Annotated in this window: 11 protein-coding genes; 9 read left to right on the forward strand and 2 right to left on the reverse strand. The window is 37.9% G+C overall.

Going from position 1 to position 20,618, the window contains the following annotated elements:
- Positions 1 to 47: 47 nt before the first annotated feature.
- From pepN to pyrD, 8 genes are all read left to right on the forward strand, one after another.
- Entirely contained in the window at positions 48 to 2,600 is a 2,553-nt protein-coding gene (gene pepN, locus AC27HL_RS14650) for an aminopeptidase N (protein WP_487081787.1), read from the forward strand.
- An 11-nt stretch (positions 2,601 to 2,611) separates the two neighbouring features.
- Entirely contained in the window at positions 2,612 to 2,827 is a 216-nt protein-coding gene (locus AC27HL_RS14655) for a DUF2835 domain-containing protein (protein ID WP_487081788.1), read from the forward strand.
- Between the two features lie 309 nt (positions 2,828 to 3,136).
- Positions 3,137 to 5,188, forward strand: a complete 2,052-nt coding sequence (locus AC27HL_RS14660) for a DUF1302 domain-containing protein (protein WP_487081789.1) — start codon at positions 3,137 to 3,139, stop codon at positions 5,186 to 5,188.
- A gap of 22 nt (positions 5,189 to 5,210) precedes the next feature.
- Entirely contained in the window at positions 5,211 to 6,599 is a 1,389-nt protein-coding gene (locus AC27HL_RS14665) for a DUF1329 domain-containing protein (RefSeq protein ID WP_487081790.1), read from the forward strand.
- 221 nt (positions 6,600 to 6,820) lie between these two features.
- The gene (locus AC27HL_RS14670; RefSeq protein WP_487081791.1) at positions 6,821 to 7,822 is read left to right on the forward strand and encodes a WD40/YVTN/BNR-like repeat-containing protein; all 1,002 of its coding nucleotides are present in this window, start codon (positions 6,821 to 6,823) and stop codon (positions 7,820 to 7,822) included.
- A 5-nt stretch (positions 7,823 to 7,827) separates the two neighbouring features.
- A complete protein-coding gene (locus AC27HL_RS14675) occupies positions 7,828 to 10,155 on the forward strand; it encodes an efflux RND transporter permease subunit (protein WP_487081792.1) in 2,328 nt (775 codons plus the stop codon).
- A gap of 262 nt (positions 10,156 to 10,417) precedes the next feature.
- Positions 10,418 to 15,259 carry an NAD-glutamate dehydrogenase gene (locus tag AC27HL_RS14680; RefSeq protein WP_487081793.1) on the forward strand — a complete coding sequence of 1,614 codons (4,842 nt, stop codon included), beginning with the start codon at positions 10,418 to 10,420 and terminating at the stop codon, positions 15,257 to 15,259.
- A gap of 113 nt (positions 15,260 to 15,372) precedes the next feature.
- Positions 15,373 to 16,383 (forward strand): quinone-dependent dihydroorotate dehydrogenase, encoded by a 1,011-nt coding sequence (pyrD, locus tag AC27HL_RS14685; RefSeq protein ID WP_487081794.1) that lies wholly within the window; start codon positions 15,373 to 15,375, stop codon positions 16,381 to 16,383.
- A gap of 91 nt (positions 16,384 to 16,474) precedes the next feature.
- Here the strand turns inward: pyrD and AC27HL_RS14690 are convergent, their stop codons facing one another.
- Positions 16,475 to 17,251, reverse strand: a complete 777-nt coding sequence (locus AC27HL_RS14690; protein ID WP_487081795.1) for a hypothetical protein — start codon at positions 17,249 to 17,251, stop codon at positions 16,475 to 16,477.
- A 138-nt stretch (positions 17,252 to 17,389) separates the two neighbouring features.
- Positions 17,390 to 19,054, reverse strand: coding sequence for an asparagine synthase B (gene asnB, locus AC27HL_RS14695; protein ID WP_487081796.1), 1,665 nt, complete (start codon positions 19,052 to 19,054; stop codon positions 17,390 to 17,392).
- Between the two features lie 352 nt (positions 19,055 to 19,406).
- Here asnB and AC27HL_RS14700 point away from each other — a divergent pair, with 352 nt between their 5' ends.
- Positions 19,407 to 20,600 carry a hypothetical protein gene (locus tag AC27HL_RS14700; protein WP_487081797.1) on the forward strand — a complete coding sequence of 398 codons (1,194 nt, stop codon included), beginning with the start codon at positions 19,407 to 19,409 and terminating at the stop codon, positions 20,598 to 20,600.
- Positions 20,601 to 20,618 lie beyond the last annotated feature (18 nt).

The raw sequence follows: 20,618 nt of genomic DNA on the forward strand, positions 1-20,618 counted from the left end.
TAGTGTCGATTGTAGACAATGATTTAAATTATCAGTTAAGGATTTCCATGAGCGATTTTACTCCACGTTATTTAGCAGATTACCAGCGGTCAAATTTCGCTATTTCTACCGTTGATTTAACCTTTGAACTTGATGAACATAAAACACGCGTCACTAACCGCATGCAAATTTCTAAAACAGTATTAGGTGAGCAACCGCTAGTATTAGATGGTGAACACCTAAAGCTACTAGCGATTTCGTTTAACCAGAAAGAGTTACACGAAAGTTTATATCAGCTCGATGATACTTCTTTAACGATAAATGTATCTGAGCCGGATTTTGTTTTAGAAATTGTGACGGAAATCAATCCTACAGAAAATACTGCACTCGAAGGTTTATTCAAATCGGGTGATGCGTACTGTACTCAGTGTGAAGCAGAAGGGTTTAGACGAATTACCTATTATCTTGATAGGCCAGATGTAATGGCAACTTTTACCACGAAAGTTATTGCCAATAAAAAACAATACCCGTACTTACTTTCTAATGGTAATAAAATAGCAACTGGCGATGTAGGGGGCGACAATCACTTTGTACAGTGGCATGATCCACATCCAAAGCCAGCCTATCTTTTTGCTTTAGTCGCCGGTGACTTTGATGTTTTAACTGACAATTATATAACTTCGTCAAACCGTGACGTTGCGTTAGAGATATTTGTTGATAAAGGAAATTTAAAAAAAGCGCACCATGCCATGTCATCACTAAAGCATTCAATGGCGTGGGACGAAGATACCTTTGGCCTTGAGTATGACTTAGATATCTACATGATAGTTGCCGTTGATTTTTTCAATATGGGGGCAATGGAAAACAAAGGCCTTAATGTTTTTAATAGTAAGTTTGTATTAGCCGATGAGAAAAGTGCAACGGATCTTGATTATTTTAATGTAGAAGCTGTTATCGCACATGAGTATTTTCATAACTGGACAGGAAATCGAGTTACCTGTCGAGATTGGTTTCAATTAAGCTTAAAAGAAGGTTTAACTGTTTTTCGTGATCAGCAATTTAGTGCCGACATGCACTCTGCTGCAGTTACACGTATTCAAAATGTCAGAGTGTTGCGTTCAATGCAATTTGCTGAAGATGCAGGGCCTATGGCGCATCCAATTCGACCAGAAAAAGTATTGGAAATGAACAACTTCTATACTTTAACTGTGTACGAAAAAGGCTCTGAGGTTATTCGTATGATTCATACCTTATTAGGAGCTGATAAATTTAGACTTGGTTTAGAACTTTATTTTCAGCGTTTTGATGGTATGGCAGTAACATGTGATGACTTTGTTAATGCTATGGCTGATGCTTCAAATATTGATCTATCACAGTTTAAACGTTGGTATGAACAAGCGGGTACCCCGCAACTTACAGTGCAAGAACAATTTGATAGTGAAAGTCAAAAATATCAATTAACCATAGCACAAAGTAATAATGAACAAGCTGCACTACATATCCCAGTTGGCATCGAATTAATTGACAGTGATAACAAACAAAGTACATCACACTTATTACAGTTAACCGAGCAACAACAATCATGGACTTTTGACAACTATAATAATAAACCCGTACTGGCACTACTAACGGGGTTTACAGCACCAGTAAAAGTGAACTTTGTTCAGGCTGATGATGAGCTCGCAGTTATTTTAAAAAATGCTCAAGATGACTTTTGTCGCTGGGATGCAGGGCAAATATTGTTATCAAACCATATTAAAAAGGTAATGCTAACACCTGAATTACCATTGCCAAGTAGTGTTATTAGCACTTTTACTCACCTATTAAATGCTGATATATCTCCAGCATTGAAAGCAGAGCAATTAACCTTGCCTAGCTTTAATGAATTAGCTGATAGTATCGAAGAAGTAGATCCTATCGCTTTGCTTGACGCAATAGATACTGTTAAACAGGGACTTGCGGAAACGCTTGAGGAGTTGTTTTTAAAACATTATCAAGATAATACCCAAACCGCGTTTGAAAATAATGGTGAAGCAATAGGGCAGCGAGCATTGAAAAATATTTGTCTTTCATATTTAAGCACAATTGCATCCAAGCAATACTTATTGCCTGTGCAATTTAACAGCGCCCATAATATGACTGACAGCCTTGCCGCTTTAAACTGTGCCGCAAAATCTAATGCTGACAGTTTTGATAACATGATGGCTGAGTTTGAAAATCAATGGAGTAGCACTACATTAGTTATGGATAAGTGGTTCGCGATTCAAGCAATTGTTAACAATGAAACCATATACAATAATTTAGATCAATTACTAGAGCATCCATTGTTTTCTTTGAAAAATCCCAATAGAGCTCGGTCATTAATTGGTGCATTTACCATGAATAACCCAAGATATTTTCATTGCCTTAGTGGTAGAGGTTACCAATTCTTAATTGCGCAAATTAAATTGTTAGATAGTATTAACCCGCAAGTAGCATCACGTTTGATCACACCACTGATTCAATTTTCATCTTTTGATAAACAGCGTCAGAAATTAATTAAAACTTTGTTAATCGATTTGTCTAATCAAAACGGCTTGTCGAAAGACCTAAAAGAAAAGCTTGATGCGGCTTTAAATTAATAGGTGTTATTGTGAAATATTTTTTTAATATTAACATGACTAGTCATGAATTTTTGCCCTACTACCAAGGTCAAGTGCAAAGCATAATTGTAAGAACACATGAAGGTATGCGAGTTGAATTTCCCGCGATGCACTTGCGAAATTATGTTACCGCAAGTGGCATAAAAGGGCAGTTTTGCTTGCAAACTAAGAACAATAAGTTTTTATCTTTAGAAAAAATCAATTAATTAGAGCCTTTGCTTTAAACAGTGGTCAGACCATTATTTTTGATTTGTAATATTTTGTAGACATGAATACGACTGTTAATTTTGTTCATTATCTGCACCTTTCTTCTTACTATAAAAAGCTGTTTTAAACGCGTGTTTTAAACGGCTTTTTCTTCTCATCAGATGACTTGACTCAAGTCTTTAAAATAAAGGGCTTTAACTAATGTTTTAGCACTTGCCACATTGCAAAAATGATGTAATTATTGTTTCATACCATTTACGTGGATTTATAAAAATAAAAATGCAGAATCGCATCTGGGGAGATAACAAATGAAACAAAACCTTCGCAACGGGTTTTACAAGAAGCCACTGGCTTTAAGTATTGCTGCCGCCATGATGACATTAGCAGGTGCTAGTGCTCAGGCAACCAACTTTCAGTTAGGGGATTTCGATATAAGTTTCGATTCAACATTTTCTGCAGGTACAAGTTGGCGTGTAGAAAATCGAAACTGGAATGATAATATTGGTAAGTCTAACAATCCTCAAGTAACTAGCGCTTACGATTTAACTAAATATCACCCAATTTTAAATGTAAATCCTAATGCTGATACCGTGTGGAATAGTGCAGGTAGTTATTCTACCAATGGTGATAATGGCAATTTGAATTATGATGCTAAAGAAAGCTTTTCTAAACTGATCAAAGGTTCTCATGAATTAGATGTACGCTATGAAAACTTAGGTTTTTTCGCTCGCGGTATGTATTTTTATGATTTTGAAATGATGGATAGTGACAGAGCATGGACTAACCCTCATTCAGGTAAAGTTAATGATCCATGTCGTGATAAAGAAGCTCGCGACCAAGTATGTCGTGATATTCGTTTATTAGATGCCTTTGTTTACGGTGATTTTGATATTGGTGAAATGCCATTTTCCGTCCGCGTCGGCCAACAAGTGATTAGCTGGGGGGAAAGTACCTTAATTTCACATGGAATTAGTGAACTAAACCCGGTTGATATTGCTCGATTGAAAGCACCAGGTGCAGAATTAAAAGAAGCCTTTATCCCATTTGGAGCAGTTTGGGGCTCGTTAGGAGTTACCGAAAATTTCAATGTTGAAATGTTTTACCAATACAGCTGGGAAAAAACTGTGCTACCAGCACCAGGTAGTTATTTTTCTACCAATGATTTTGCCGGCGATGGTGGTCAATTTAATAATGTACAATTAAATTTTGCTAGTAATCCAGATATGGATCTAGATTCGCTAATCACAGACTTAAATGCCTTAAGAGCTAACATATTAAATGGTAATGTAGCAATGGCTGATGCGGGTAGTGCATATGTTGGTGGCTTCCCAACTAAATTAACATTGCGCCAAGCTGATGCGGAAAATGATCCTGATGATGGCGGCCAATATGGTTTACGTTTATCTTGGTTTTTACCTGAGTTAAATGATACAGAAATTAGTTTATATCACATGAACTATCACAGTCGCCGTCCTGTATTTTCGGGTATTACTGCTGATTTTAGTGCTGAAGCATTAGAACATGATGTAAGGATGTTGGCATCGACTGAAATCACTTATGATAACTATACTAACTTAAAAGCGTTTTCACGTGTTGAACTTGATTATGTTGAAGATATAAAACTTTATGCTTTGAGCTTCAACACGGCAATTGGTGAAACATCAGTGGCTGGTGAAGTTAGCTTCCGTCAGGATGAACCGCTACAAATAGATGATGTGGAATTATTATTTGCTGCTATGCCACAACAATTAGCAAATGACTTAGGTCGAGACGAACTAGATGGCGTCTCGCAAATGGATGTATTTCCAGGTGGGTCACGTGCTAACGGTTTTATTTTATCAGATACCTTACAAGCACAATTTACCGTGACTAATTTATGGGGGCCAACTTTATGGGCAAGTCAATTTACTACCTTGCTTGAAGTAGGTGGTATTGATATTCGAGATATGCCAGATCCAGATGTGTTACGTTTAAATGGCCCTGGTACTGCTAGAAATGGCGGAATTGAAGGTAAAGAAGGGCTAGAAATAGCGTTACAAGATGGCGTTGAAACAAACCCATTCCCAAGTGCATTTGCCTGGGGCTACCGCTTTGTTGCTAAGTTAGATTACAACGATGTATTTGCTGGTATTAACGTATCACCTAAAATTGTTTTTTCACATGACGTGAATGGTATTACACCAGATCCACTCTTCTTATTTGTAGAAGATAGAAAGTCTATGTCGCTTGGCTTTAGCTTTGATTATCAAAGCCGTTGGTCTGCTGACTTAAACTACAACAGCTTTTTCGGTGGAGTAGGTACGACTAACCAAATGGAAGATCGCGATTACGTGTCTTTTAACATTAAGTATTCGATTTAAGGCAAGTTTGAGGATTATTGTCATGAGAAATATATTAAAAAATTCATTTAAAAAGGCAACGCTAGTATCTCTGGCGGTGACCGTTGCTTTAGCATCGACGACAGCTTCAGCAAAAATTAGCTCTCAAGAAGCAGCTAAGCTAAGTAAAGAACTAACGCCATTTGGCGCAGTTCGTGGCGCAAATGCAGACGGTTCAATTCCAGAATGGACTGGCGGTATTACAACGCCTCCTGCTGGCTATACTGTCGGCGATCATCATCAAGACCCATTTGCTGATGATAAACCTCTTTATACCATTACCGCTAAAAATTTAGCGCAATATAAAGAACTATTAACACCTGGACAAATTAAGTTGTTTGAAACCTACCCAGACACTTATAAAATGAGTGTTTACAAAACAAGGCGTTCAGCGTCATACCCTGAACATGTATATCAAGCAACTTTAGATAATGCTACAAAAGCTGAGTTGGTTGAAGGCGGTAATGGAATTATCGAAGCGGCGATTGGCGTACCATTTCCAATTCCAAAAGATGGTTTAGAAGCGATTTGGAACCATATTTTACGCTACCGTGGTGAAAAAATTGTACGTGAAGGTGGCCAAGCTGCACCAACGGCATCAGGTGATTATACGTATATGGGCTTTGATGATCAGTTATTGATCCCATATGGTGTAAAAGGCGTTCAGGCTGCAGATCTGCAAAAAACCAATATTTTGTTTAAGTTTAAACAAAAAGTGACTGAGCCTGCACGCTTAGCTGGCACAGCACTCTTGGTTCATGAAACTATGGATCAAATTAAAACACCTCGACAAGCATGGACTTATAATACTGGACAACGCCGTGTTCGCCGTGCTCCAAATGTTGCATACGATGCACCAGGTACAGCGTCAGATGGTTTAAGAACAACTGACGATTTTGATATGTTTAATGGCGCACCTAACCGCTATACCTGGACACTGAAAGGTAAGCAAGAGTTGCTAATTCCATATAACGATTACCGTTTACACAGCGATAACTTGAAATATGATCAAATTTTGCAACCGGGTCATATTAACCCTGACTTAGTGCGTTATGAAAAGCATCGTGTTTGGGTTGTGGAAGCGAATTTAAAATCGGATACTCGCCATACTTATAAAAAACGCGTGTTTTACATAGACGAAGATAGCTGGCAAGTAGCTGTTACAGACATCTATGATAATCGTGATGAACTTTATCGTGTAGGTGTTGCTCATGGTATTAATTATTATGAAGTGCCGACACAATGGTCGACTTTAGAAGTGTTCCATGACTTACAATCTCGTCGTTATATCGCCATGGGCTTAGATAACGAAGCAGCGATGTATGATTTTTCTGCAGACTTGAAAGACGTGAGTTTTACTTCTTCAGCGTTACGCCGTGAAGGTCGAAGATAGATAGCAGAGCATTAAAAACGGCTGGCAAATGCTAGCCGTTTTTATTTTAACGATTTCAATTGTTTAAATTTTCATTCTGATGATTTTTAGCTAAGCTAAAAGTTAGAAGATTTTTCGGTATTGACGTGTAATTTTAAACTCGTAATTTTTCCAAATCATCAATACCTTACATTGAGGCGAGGCCTCTATAGTTAAAACTCACGGAGCTAATATTTCAAATTATGCGTCTTTTCGTAATTTTACTCAGTTTGCTTTGTAGCAGCGCAGTTCATGCTCAGGCACTTAGCGCACGACAAGCACCATTAGCAAGCCAGTCATTGTTGCTTGATATTGCCAAAGTTTCTCAAGATAAATTAGTTGCTGTTGGAGAGCGTGGTCATATTCTTCTTTCATCTAATGGTACACAGTGGCAACAATCTGTTGTGCCGGTGCAATCGACGTTAACGGCGGTTTTCTTTGTTAATGATAATATTGGTTGGGCAGTGGGACATGATGCGACAATTTTAGCAACAACAGATGGTGGTGTATCTTGGCAAGTACAACAATACTTTCCGCAAGTTGAAAAGCCTCTGTTAGATGTTCTTTTTGCTGATGAGAATAATGGCATAGCTATAGGTGCCTACGGTTTGTTTTATCGTACTAGTGATGGTGGAAAAAGCTGGTTAATTGAATATCACAATGAATTTCTCTATCCCGAGGATCAAGAATATTTAGCCGAATTGAAGCTCCAAGACGAAGAAGCGTATTTAGACGAGCAAAGTAGTATATTACCGCATTTCAATAGGGTGGTTGCCGATGGACGTACTTTATACATGGTGGGAGAAATTGGCTTAATTGCAAAAAGTAATGATTTTGGCGTGACTTGGCAAAAATTTGATGAAATTTACCCAGGCTCATTTTATGACATTAATCGCACGCAAGAAGGGAATTTATTAGTTGTTGGCTTACGAGGGCATGTATTTCGCAGTTTAAAAAATGGTACTCCTTGGCAAGAAAGCGAAAGTAAGGTTACCGCTTTACTTAGCAGTATTGTTTTAACGGATGACCAACGTATATTTATTTTAGGTAATAACGGTGTGCTATTAGAAAGCCAGGATGATGGCTTAACATTTACCACGTATCCGCAAAAAGACGGCAAAGCGCTAATTAGTGGCGTATGGTTTAACAATAAAATAGTTGCCACATCTGATGTTGGTATTAAAACTATTAATGTAACGAAGTAACACACATGAAATTGAATTCTTTTATTAATGTAGTTGAAGCAACACTTTTTCGCCGTCGTCTAACGGTATTGGTATTTTTTGCTCTGACCAGTATTTTCTTATTATTTCAAGCAAGTCAAATAAAGCTTGATGCGGCTTTTACCAAGCATATTCCGCTTAATCATAGCTATATGAAAACGTATTTAAAGCATAGAGCAAACTTTGGCGGCGCAAATAACGTTTTAATATCTGTGTGTGACAGTAGTGGAGATATCTTTAATCCAGAATTTTTTACTGCATTAAAAGGTGTACACGATAAATTATTTTTTATCCCAGGTGTTGACCGTATTCAAGTTAAATCTTTGTTTTCGCCAAGTACCCGTTTTGTTGAAATTGTAGAAGATGGTTTTGCCGGCGGCCCTGTGATTCCCGCTGATTTTCAGCCTGATGACAGTGGCCTAGCAATTGTAAAAGGCAATATTGAAAAAGCCGGCATTGTTGGCAGTATAGTTGCCGATGATTATAGTTGTTCCATGGTGAAAACATCGTTAATGGAAATTGACCCTAATACGGGTGAGAAGCTCGACAGTATTGTGCTTGCCGAGCAACTAGAAAATGACATTAGAGGTGAATTTGAAGAAGGCAACATTTCCGTTCATATCATTGGTTTTACTAAAATGGTGGGGGATGTAGCCCAAGGCGCGAAAGGCGTTGTTACTTTCTTTGGGATAGCAATAGCAATTACAACATTAATGGTTTTCTGGTTCTGCCGTTCAATTGCTTTAACTGTATTGCCTATTTCATGTTCTTTAATCGCAGTTATTTGGCAGTTAGGAATGTTATCGACCATTGGTTTTGGTTTAGATCCAATGTCAATTTTAGTACCGTTTTTAGTGTTTGCTATTGGCGTAAGTCATGGTGTACAAATGATTAACTCGGTTTCGAAAATGGTAAATTCAGGTAAAACGAGTAAAGAAGCCGCACAGTTTAGTTTTCGAATTTTACTTGTTCCCGGTGGTATCGCCTTGCTATCGGATACCGTAGGTTTTATGACCTTACTATCTATTGATATCGGTATTATCCGTGAACTAGCCATTACTGCTTCGCTTGGCGTTGCCATGATTATTTTAACTAACTTGGTTTTATTGCCGTTGCTCGTTTCTTATATTCATGTGCCAAGAAAAGAGAACAAAGAAGCGGGAAAAAAACTGGCTACTAGTGCAAGTGATGATAGCGTTTGGCACTTTATGTCAGCGTTTGCAACACGTAAATTAGCGTTAGTGATTCTTGCAATTACAGCCATTCTTTATGTTGTTGGCTATCAAAATGCACAAAACATGAAAATAGGGGAGTTACATGCTGGGGCTCCTTCGCTCCATGAAACTTCGCGTTATAATCAAGATACATTTTTAATTACTGATAAATATGCCATTAGTGTTGATTATATGTCAGTGATTATCGAAACAAGTGCTGATGCCTGTACTTACTATGAACATATGGATGTTATTGATAGATTCCAGTGGCGTATGGAAAACGTGCAAGGTGTACAATCAGCGGTGAGTTTAGCGTCGATTGCTAAAATTGTTAACGCTGGTTATAACGAGGGTAATCCAAAATGGCGGGCACTATCGCGTAACCAACAAACTTTGGTACAGTCAATCGCACGTGTTCCTTCATCAAGTGGCCTGTTAAATAGTGACTGTAGTGTGATGCCAGTGATCCTCTTTTTAGAAGATCATAAAGCTGAGACGATAAATCGTGTTGTTGATGCTGCGAAATTGGTGGCTGATGAATTAGGCAATGATGATTTATCGTTTAAATTGGCTTCCGGTCCAGTTGGTGTAATGGCAGCGACCAATGAAGCGGTAGAAGCCGCTCAAATACCAATGATGCTTTATGTATATGGCGCGGTGATTATTTTGTGTTTACTAAGCTTTAGAAGCCTAAGAGCGACAATTGCCGTTGTTGTACCACTTTATGTTGTGTCAACCTTAGCGCAATGGCTGATGACCGAACTTAATATTGGCCTGACAGTTTCAACGTTACCAGTTATTGCCTTAGGGGTTGGTATTGGTGTCGACTATGGTATTTATATTCTTTCTACCATGAGTGTAAAACTAAGAAATGGCGCCAGTGTGCAAAGTGCATATTTTGACGCATTAAAAGAGCGCGGTAGTGCAGTATTAATTACTGGTGTTACCTTAGCAATTGGCGTTTCAACCTGGTTTTTCTCCGATTTAAAATTCCAAGTTGATATGGGGATTTTATTAACCTTTATGTTTTTGGTTAATATGATTGCTGCCGTACTGGTACTACCTGCTATCGCAGCATTTCTCTGGCCTGAACGAAAATAAATTCATAAAAATTTAAAAATATTTTATGCATAAATAAACAAGAAAATGACCGAAAGGTCATTTTCTATTTATAACTAATGAATAAACACTTATTTGTAATCAAAGTTGTTACATAAAAGCACATTTTTTAAAGTAATATATCTAAAATAGTACTCGCAATCGCTTAAGTTTATTAATAAAATCGCCCCAATAGTCTATTCTGATTAAAAAGACTAAAAATACAGCAATTATTTCAAGCGTTTTATCCAAAAAGGAAAAAGGCATGGCGTTAGTAGACGGTTTACCTTCAGTGATACTTTCGAACGTAGCACAATTAATACAACAAAAAGTTCCAGCAGCAACAGCTCCTCTTGTTAATAAATTTGCAGAGTTGCTTTACAACAATATTTCTACCTTAGATTTAGATCATAGAAATGATAGTGACATGTATGGTGCCACACTAAGTCTTTGGAATGCTTTAAACGATCATCAAGATGATAAGCCTGTAATTAAAGTGTTTAACCCACAGGTTTCAAAAAATGGTTGGAAATCAAGTCATACCATTATTGAGATTATTGTACGAGATATGCCATTTTTAGTTGATTCGGTCCGTATAGCATTGAGTCGATTAAACCTTACGCCACACTTAATGTTGAACTCGCCTATTAAAATTATTCGCGATAGTAATAAAAATATTAGCGGTCTTTCGTCGGCAATAGATACAAAATTTAAGTCGACATCAATTGAAACTGTGTTTTTTATTGAGATTGATCGCCAAAATGATACTGGCGTTCTTGAAAATATCACTAAAGAACTGCACTCAGTCGTTAGCGATATTTCAGTGACGGTAAATGATTGGAAACCAATGCAAACGCGTCTACGCGATGTAATTGATGAAGTTAAAAAAGCTAAATTGCCTTGTTCAAAAGCAGAGCACAAAGACAGTGTAGACTTTTTAGAGTGGATGTTAGCCGATAACTTTACCTTGTTAGGTTATCGTTCATACAATGTTAAAACGTTAAAAGGTGATATGGCTCTTTCCGCTGACGTTAAAACTAGCTTAGGTTTAATGAACCAGTATGATGGCACAAAAGAGCGTTTAATTTCAGGCTTAAGCGAATCAGCGCGAGAAATTGCATTAGGTGATAACTTACTGATATTAACCAAAACTAATGCTAAGTCTCGAGTACATCGTCCTGCACATCTTGATTATATCGGTGTTAAACGCTTTGACGATAAAGGTAACGTGATTGGTGAAGAAAGGTTTGTGGGCTTATTTGGCTCGGCGTATTACACCAACAGCGCATTAGACTTACCACTAATTAAATCAAAAGTGGCCGGTGTTTGTAATGACTCTGGCTATGCCAAAGGTACACATGCATATAAAGCACTAATTAATATTTTAGAAACTTATCCGCGTGATGAAATTTTACAAAGTTCACCTGCTGAACTCTTGCAAAATGTTATGGGTGTTTTTCAAATGCAAGAGCGAGATTATTCTGGCTTGTTTATGCGTCGCGATGCCTTTAACCGCTTTTATTCTTGCATGGTCTACGTGCCACGTGAGCGCTACAACACAGCATTACGTATTAATACACAAAAGCTTTTACAAGAAGCTCTTGGCAGCGACGAAGAAGTTGAATTTACTACTTTCTTCTCAGAGTCTGCACAAGCAAGAACACATTACATTGTAAGAGTTAACTCGACAAAAGCAGACATAAACGTGAAAGAAATTGAAAAAAATCTTAATCATGCCGCGCGTAGCTGGGATGATAATTTGGCTGATGCTTTAAACTCACATAAAGGTGAAGCTACAGGGAAGGAGCTTAGTCGTAAGTACGCAAGTTTCCCACAAGCATACAAAGATGAAGTTTTACCAGGCACAGCAATCGTAGATATTGAAAAGCTTGAGTCTTTATCGGCTGACAACAAACTAGAAATGTTGTTTTATCAACCGCAAGAAGAAGACACCAATAGCCGTTTTGTTAAATTAAAATTATTCCATTCTGGCGAACCGCTACATTTGTCTGACGTATTGCCTATGTTGGAAAACTTCGGCTTACGTGTTATCGGCGAAAGCCCTTATGCGGTAAGAACAGCAAGTGGTGAAGTTTGTTGGATTCTAGACTTTTCAATGTTACTAACTGGTAAAGGTAAGTTTAATTTAGAAATTGTCCAAAGTTTATTCCAAGATGCGTTTGCAAAAGTTTGGGCTGGGCAATTAGAAGATGACGGCTTTAACCGTTTGATTTTAGGTGCAGAGCTGGGCGGACGTGAAGTTTCAATATTACGAGCCTACGCCAAGTATGAACGCCAAATTGGTGGTACTTTTAGCCAAAACTATATTGAAGACACATTTGCTCGCTACCCAAGTATTGCAGAATTATTAATTAGCTTATTTAACTTACGTTTTTCGCCAGCGAAAAAGCTTAACCAAAAAGCCATTGATAAAGTTTTAACAAATATTGAGTCATCTTTAGATAATGTTGCTAACTTAGACGATGACCGTATTATTCGCCGCTTTGTCGAAATGATTAGTGCCACTATTCGTACTAATTACTTCCAACCACATGAAGTAACAGGTGAAAAATCATATATCTCTTTTAAAATTGTACCTTCACAAATTTCTGACGTGCCATTACCAGTACCAGCATTTGAAATTTTTGTTTATTCTCCACAAGTTGAAGGTGTGCATTTACGTGGCGGTAAAGTTGCTCGTGGTGGTTTACGTTGGTCTGACCGTCGTGAAGATTTCAGAACAGAAGTGCTTGGTTTAGTTAAAGCACAGCAAGTTAAAAATACGGTTATTGTACCGGTTGGCGCAAAAGGTGGCTTTGTTTGTAAACAATTACCAAGTGGCGATCGCAATGCTATTTTTGAAGCAGGTAAAGAGTGTTACAGAACCTTCATTCGTGGCTTGTTAGATATTACTGATAACATTGTTGCTGGCGAAATCGTACCGCCACTTAATGTAGTTCGTCATGATGAAGATGATGCTTATTTAGTTGTTGCCGCCGATAAAGGTACAGCTACGTTCTCTGATGTTGCCAATGCTATTTCTGAAGAATACAACTTCTGGATGGGTGATGCCTTCGCCTCCGGTGGTAGTGTTGGTTACGACCATAAAGCCATGGGTATTACAGCAAAAGGTGCATGGGAGTCAGTTAAGCGTCATTTCCGCGAAATGGATATTGATTGTCAAACCACTGACTTTACCTGTATCGCTATTGGCGATATGGCTGGGGATGTGTTTGGTAATGGTATGTTGCTATCTAAGCACATTCGATTACAAGCGGCATTTAACCACATGCATATCTTTATTGATCCAAATCCAGATGCGGCATCAAGCTATGTTGAACGTGAACGTTTGTTTAATTTACCAGGTTGTACTTGGGAAGATTATAACAAAGACCTTATTTCTGAAGGTGGTGCGATTTTCAGCCGTAGTGCTAAATCAATAAAATTAACGCCACAAATTAAGAAAATGCTTGGTACACAAAAACAAAGCATGTCGCCAGTTGATTTAATGCAAGCAATTTTAAAAATGCAAGTCGACTTATTGTGGAATGGCGGTATTGGCACGTATGTTAAAGGCTCTAAAGAAACTCATTTAGAAGTTGGTGATAGAGCAAATGACTCGTTACGTATTAACGGTGCTGAATTAAATGCTAAAATTGTTGGTGAAGGTGGTAACTTAGGTTTAACACAGCTAGGTCGTATTGAGTTTGCTTCTAAAGGCGGTCGAATTAATACTGATGCCGTTGATAATGCCGGTGGTGTTGATTGTTCAGATAACGAAGTTAATATTAAAATCCTTCTTAACGGTTTAGTACAAAGTGGTGATTTGACGGTTAAACAGCGTAATAAAATTCTTTATGATATGACAGATGAAGTTGGTGATATTGTAATTGAAGATTGTTACCGTCAAACGCATTCACTTTCTATTACAGAATTACGCGGTGGTAGCCAATTAAAAGAGCAAGCGCGCTTTATTCACGAAATTGAACGTTCAGGCAAGTTAGATCGTGCCTTAGAATTTATTCCAAGTGATGAAGAAATTGCTGAGCGTTTGGCTCTAAGCAAAGGCTTAACTCGACCAGAGTTGTCAGTATTGCTTGCTTACAGCAAAATGATCCTCAAAGAAGAATTAGTTTGTCCTGAAATTACCGACAACGATTATCATCAAAGTTTGCTTATTGAAGCATTCCCTAAACAGTTGCAAGAAAAGTACAGCGCACAAATGCAAGAGCATCCGCTACGTGCAGAAATTATTGCCACTAAGTTAGCCAATAAAATTGGTAACGACATGGGCTTTAACTTTGTTAACCGGATGAAGGAAGAAACGGGCGCAACAACAGCAGAAATCGCCAATTGTTACTCAATGGCTAGTGCAGTATTTGAACTATCTGATGTTTGGAAACAAATTAGCGATCTTGATAATAAACTGTCAACCTCAATTCAAACGGAAATGTTGTTCCAATTACGTCGTACAGTACGCCGAGCTACACGCTGGTTCCTACGTCACCGTAATAAAGCGTTAAACATTGCTGAATCAATTGAGTTTTATCATACGACTTTTGCTGCCTTGTCGAGCAAAATAACCAGCTTTATGGTTGAAGAAGAAGCGGCACAATTAAAACGTGTTGAAAATGATCTAATTAAAGCTGGCGTGCCTGCAAACGTTGCGTTAAGAATTTCACTACTGAGTACCTTATTCTCAGCGATGGATTTGGCAGAGATTTCACAATCTGATGGTCATTCAATTGATTTAGTAACAGATCTTTACTTTAAGTTGGGTGCAAGATTAGAACTACACTGGTTCTTAGATCAAATTACCTCTCAGCCAGTTTCTAATCACTGGCAAGCATTGGCTAGAGCGTCATTTAGGGAAGAGCTTGATTGGCAGCAACGTTCATTAACTTCAGTTATTTTAAGTGGCAGCAAGAGCTCGAACGATGTTGATGAAATGTTAGATACATGGTTTGAATCAAGTGCACAGCCATTAGAACGTTGGCAACATATTTTAGCGGAGTTTAGAATGGGACAAACACATGAGTTTGCCAAATTCTCAGTTGCACTTCGAGAGCTAATGTTGTTAAGTTTACACTGCGACACCGTCGAATAAGTGTTAAGATCCCCGCCAATGAGCGGGGATTTTTTTGTCTTCAAAACTAGGGTAGTTGACGGAAAACGTTTGTCACACTGCCAGCGGTAATTTAATTTTTATAAAGGGGCTATATGTTTTACTCAGCTATTCGCAACGTTTTTTTTAAATTCGATCCGGAAGCCATTCATGAATTAACCATTAAAGGTTTTAAAGCGACCGGTGCAACACCGCTCAATATGCTTTATAAACAAACCGTGCCGAATAAGCCTGTGGAAGTGATGGGTATTAAATTTCCAAATCCTGTAGGTTTAGCGGCAGGGCTAGATAAAAATGGTGAATGTATTAAAGCCTTTGAGGCTATGGGCTTTGGTTTTGTTGAAGTAGGAACCGTTACTCCTCGTCCACAACCAGGTAATGATAAACCGCGTATTTTTAGGCTTCCTGAAGCGAACGCTATTATTAACCGTATGGGCTTTAATAATAAAGGTGTTGATTATTTAGTTGACCAAGTAATTAAAGCTAAATTTACCGGTGTATTGGGTATCAATATTGGTAAAAATAAAGACACTCCAGATGAAAATGCCAAAGATGATTACATACATTGCATGCGTAAAGTTTATGATTTTGCTACATATATTACGGTAAATATTTCATCACCAAACACGCCGGGTTTACGTTCTTTACAATATGGTGAAGCACTCAATGAATTGCTCGCTGCATTAAAAGCTGAGCAAAAGTCTTTAGCTGAGCAGTATGGTAAGTATGTACCAGTTGCAGTAAAAATAGCGCCAGATTTAACCGCCGAGGAAGTTGACTCAATAGCTGAATGTTTAATTGCAAATGATATTGATGGTGTTATCGCAACCAATACTACCTTAGCTCGCGATAAAGTTTCGCACCTTCAACATGGCAACGAACAAGGTGGTTTAAGTGGCGCGCCTGTAAAAGAGCAGAGTACTAAAGTCATTCAGCTTCTCGCAAAAGCGCTAGATAATAAACTTCCTATTATTGGTGTTGGTGGTATTGCATCAGGCGCTGATGCACAGGAAAAAATTAACGCAGGTGCTAAATTAGTGCAAGTTTATACTGGCTTTATCTATCAAGGAACTGACTTAGTAAAAGATATTGTAAATACACTTTAGTCTATCAATTAACTTAAAATAAAAAGGTAATTACAAACTTGTGATTACCTTTTTAATATTTATCATTTAGTTTGTTAGCAATAGTCTGCTGTTAAGGTTTAATTGCCGTGCTATTGTTGGTGGCAAGTTTTGCTTCTATCGACTCTAAACGTTCTACTAGTAATTGCAGTGTGGTATCAAATTCGTTAATACTAGTTGCAGTTACCATTTGTTGTTTATCACGCGTTTTTGCATTTGCATCTAATTCGCTAAGCTGAGAAGTTAGTTTTGCTATTTGATCTTTAATGGAATTGGCAGCAACAATTTGTTCAGATACTGCGTCAATGGCAAATTCAGTTGCGGTAATTTTGTCTTTAACGTCGTTGATATTATTATTTTGAGTATTTATCGCATTGGTGTTCTTTGTTTGTTGTGTTGCTATTTTCTTACTTTGTGAATTTAACTCTTTAATTTCTTTTTGATTGCGTCGCCATGCTGACGCCCACAGCTTATCCATTTCTGTTAGCAATAATTCAGTTTTCTCACTAATGGCTTCAAGTTTAGCTTTTAAAGCTATAGTTGATTCGCCCATTTCTTCACCTGTTGCTGACAGCTGGTTTTCAAGTTGCTGTATTCTTGTCACGCTATTCTCAAGGGCACTTGTAAGCTTGATTTGCTGTTGATAAAAGTACCAACCACCGCCAGCAATCGCAATATATGGTATGAGTATTAAAAGTGACTTAGCAATTGAAGACTTAGGCTTTGCCGAATTGTTATTATTATCCGACGAAACGTTTTTCGCCGTTGACTCTGCATTGGCACGCGAAGATTTTACTTGGTCATGATCTAAGGTAATCGTTGGGATTTCAGGTTCTACACGATTTGACAAGAGAATGTCCTACTAACAATGAAATTTAAAATATTATGGTAGCAACTGTATAATATTTAGAAAATTTTGTACAAAAAAACCGACTAAAATGAGTCGGTTTTATTAAATTTTTAACAAATGGTGCTAATAAATTAACGATTAGTAACTGTCGTTGTGAATATTTTGCACTGCACGGCCTGAAGGATCGGCATTATTTTGAAAACTCGCGTCCCAAGCAAGTGCTTCTTGTGTACTACATGCTACTGACTTACCACCTATTACACAGTCGGCAGCTGATGCTATTGGGAATTTTTCTTCGAAAATACAACGATAGAAATAGGCTTCTTTACTATCGGGTGTATTCACCGGGAATCTAAAGTTTGCACTTTCAAGTTGTTGATCGGTGACTTGTGATTCTACATAGCTTTTTAAACCGTCGATCCAAGAATAACCAACACCATCAGAAAACTGCTCTTTTTGACGCCATAATATTTCTTTTGGTAAATAGCCTTCAAATGACTCACGTAAAATTGCTTTTTCCATTTTACCATTGCCACACATTTTGTCTTCAGGATTTATACGCATGGCGACATCCATAAAACCTTTATCTAAAAACGGCACCCGTGCTTCAATACCCCAAGCGGACATCGATTTGTTGGCACGTAAACAGTCGAACTTATGTAGGCGCTCAAGTTTACGAAGTAATTCCTCATGAAATTCTTGGGCATTTGGTGCTTTATGAAAATATAAATAGCCACCAAAAATTTCATCAGCGCCTTCGCCAGAAAGTACCATTTTAATGCCCATGGCTTTAATTTTTCTCGCCATTAAATACATTGGAGTAGACGCGCGAATCGTAGTGACATCGTAAGTTTCTAAGTGATAGATAACTTCTTTAAGGGCATCTATACCTTCTTGCTCGGTAAAAATTACACTGTGATGAATAGTACCTATGCTATCGGCAACCGTTTGCGCGGCAACTAAATCTGGCGAGCCTTCTAAGCCACAGGCAAACGAGTGTACTTTTGGCCACCAAGCTTCTGAAAGGTCGTTTTCTTCAATGCGTCTTGCGGCAAACTTCTGAGTAATGGCAGAAATTAATGAAGAATCTAAACCACCAGAGAGCAGAACGCCATAAGGTACGTCGGTCATTAAATGGCTTTTTACTGAGTCTTCTAATGCCTCGCGTAACTTTTCTTTACTGGTGTTGTTGTCTTTAATTGCCGAATATTTTTGCCAGTTGCGGTTATAATATTTTTTTAACTCACCGTCTTTGCTATCAAGTACATGGCCAGGTGGAAATTCTTCTACAGTTTTACAAATTGGCATGAGTGCTTTCATTTCAGAAGCAACGTAGAAGTTACCGTCAACATCATAACCAGTATACAAAGGAATGATACCCATGTGATCACGCGCAACTAGGTAGCTATTATCCTTTGCTTTATATAAACAAAAGGCGAACATACCTTGGAGTTTATCGACAAAGTCGCTGCCATATTTTTCAAACATAGGAATGATAATTTCGCAATCTGATGCCGTTTGAAAATTATAGTTAGGTGTATGTTGGCTCGCTAAAGACTTATGGTTATAAATTTCACCATTAACGGCTAGCACAAGTGATTTATCACTGTTATATAGTGGTTGAGCACCATGTTCAGTATCAACTATGGCTAAACGTTCGTGTACCAATATAGCGTTGTCATTGTTATAGATTCCAGACCAATCTGGTCCGCGATGGCGTAGTAAACGAGAAAATTCTAGTGCTTTTGGACGTAGTGCATCTGCACCGGCTTTAATATCTAATATACAAAAAATCGAACACATTGAAGTGCTACCCCTTTATATTTAAAAATGTCAAATTGTAAGACTTACATTAAATGATCAAGCTGTAATGTAAATATGCGTTTAATTAAGTTGGCCTTTTTGGAAAACGTACTTATTTTAACGTTTAAACACTTTGCCAGTATTTGATAAAAAATCAATAGTATTTTTACTCTAAATTTACAAAAAGGTTATAAGGCGACACTCAGGCCCTGATGTATTCTGAGAATTTGTTATTAAATTAAGAATACTTTCAAGGCTACTAGTTTTAATAGCGACCTTGAATTAGTATGACATGACAAATCACAAACTAAGCATGAGTAGTTGATAACTTTTTGATGGTAAAGAGAAACGTATGCAAAAAAAAATAACAATAAGTAAAACTAGTAAACTTTTACTTGCGATGTCGTTGGGCCTAAGTCTACAAGCGTTGGCCAAACCGAGTGAACTAAGCACAGTTACCGTTGAAGAGGCACGCATTGCTAAAGCAGAAAGTACTATGCCCGATATCACCGAGCGTTTAGCGGAGCGAGTTAACCTATTTAAAAAGCAAATTAGTCAAGATAATAATTATACCGTATTAACACAACTTGTATTACGACATGCGCCCGCGCTTTGGCGAGATGCAAAAACTTCTTACCGTAAATTGGCGGACTTAGATGACCGTGCTTTATATTGGTCACGCTTAAAAATGACTCAAGCGTTACGAACCTCAAAAGGCTTTGCTAAGCTTTTTCCCAATCAACAACAAAAATTGTTATCAACATTTGAATTATTGTCTCGAGGCCAGCAAGATATAAAATTTGATAAAAACACCAGTAAGAAAATTTTACTGACAGGCTTTGATCCGTTTTTTCTTGATCGGCATATAGACCAAAGTAACCCGTCGGGGGTTGTCGCCTTATCACTAGATGATATTGTTTTAAGTATAGATGGGCAAACCGCTGAGGTAGAAGCATTGATAGTACCGGTGCGTTTTGCCGACTTTGATCAGGGGATGATTGAGGAATTATTATCGCCTTATATTGCAGGCAAAGATGTTGATATGGTTGTGACAGTTAGTATGGGCCGTGAAAATTTTGATTTGGAACGCTATCCAGCTTTACGACGCAGTGCTAAAGCGCCAGATAATTTAAATGTATATACCGGCGCATCAAAGCAAACTCCTTTATCGCCTAAGCTTAAATCTGAGCAGTTAAAAGGACCAGAATTTGTTGAATTTAGTTTACCAGTTGTAGCGATGCAAAAAGGGGCAGGGCCGTATAAAGTAAATGATAATCGCAATGTCAGTACCTTAGTAAATCCGGAAACTTTTGCCGCACAGTCGTTGCTGGAAATTATTAATCAAACTTCGGTTAGTGGCTCGGGTGGAGGTTATTTGTCTAATGAGATATCGTATCGAAGTATTTTACTACGTAATAAATACAACCCGCTATTACCCGTTGGCCATATTCATACGCCGAGAATTAAATCGTTTGATCAGCAAGCCTTATTGAATATTGTTACGCAAACAAAAAATATTATTACTCAAGGTGTTGCTAAATTATAGCTAGAGAAATTTTAGGAT

It is taken from the genome of Colwellia aquaemaris (assembly GCF_057548755.1).

Coding starts and splice junctions, on each gene's coding strand:
- pepN (WP_487081787.1), top strand. CDS start 48: ATGAGCGATTTTACTCCACGTTATTTAGCAGATTACCAGCGGTCAAAT.
- AC27HL_RS14660 (WP_487081789.1), top strand. CDS start 3,137: ATGAAACAAAACCTTCGCAACGGGTTTTACAAGAAGCCACTGGCTTTA.
- AC27HL_RS14665 (WP_487081790.1), top strand. CDS start 5,211: ATGAGAAATATATTAAAAAATTCATTTAAAAAGGCAACGCTAGTATCT.
- AC27HL_RS14670 (WP_487081791.1), top strand. CDS start 6,821: ATGCGTCTTTTCGTAATTTTACTCAGTTTGCTTTGTAGCAGCGCAGTT.
- AC27HL_RS14675 (WP_487081792.1), top strand. CDS start 7,828: ATGAAATTGAATTCTTTTATTAATGTAGTTGAAGCAACACTTTTTCGC.
- AC27HL_RS14680 (WP_487081793.1), top strand. CDS start 10,418: ATGGCGTTAGTAGACGGTTTACCTTCAGTGATACTTTCGAACGTAGCA.
- pyrD (WP_487081794.1), top strand. CDS start 15,373: ATGTTTTACTCAGCTATTCGCAACGTTTTTTTTAAATTCGATCCGGAA.
- asnB (WP_487081796.1), bottom strand. CDS start 19,054: ATGTGTTCGATTTTTTGTATATTAGATATTAAAGCCGGTGCAGATGCA.
- AC27HL_RS14700 (WP_487081797.1), top strand. CDS start 19,407: ATGCAAAAAAAAATAACAATAAGTAAAACTAGTAAACTTTTACTTGCG.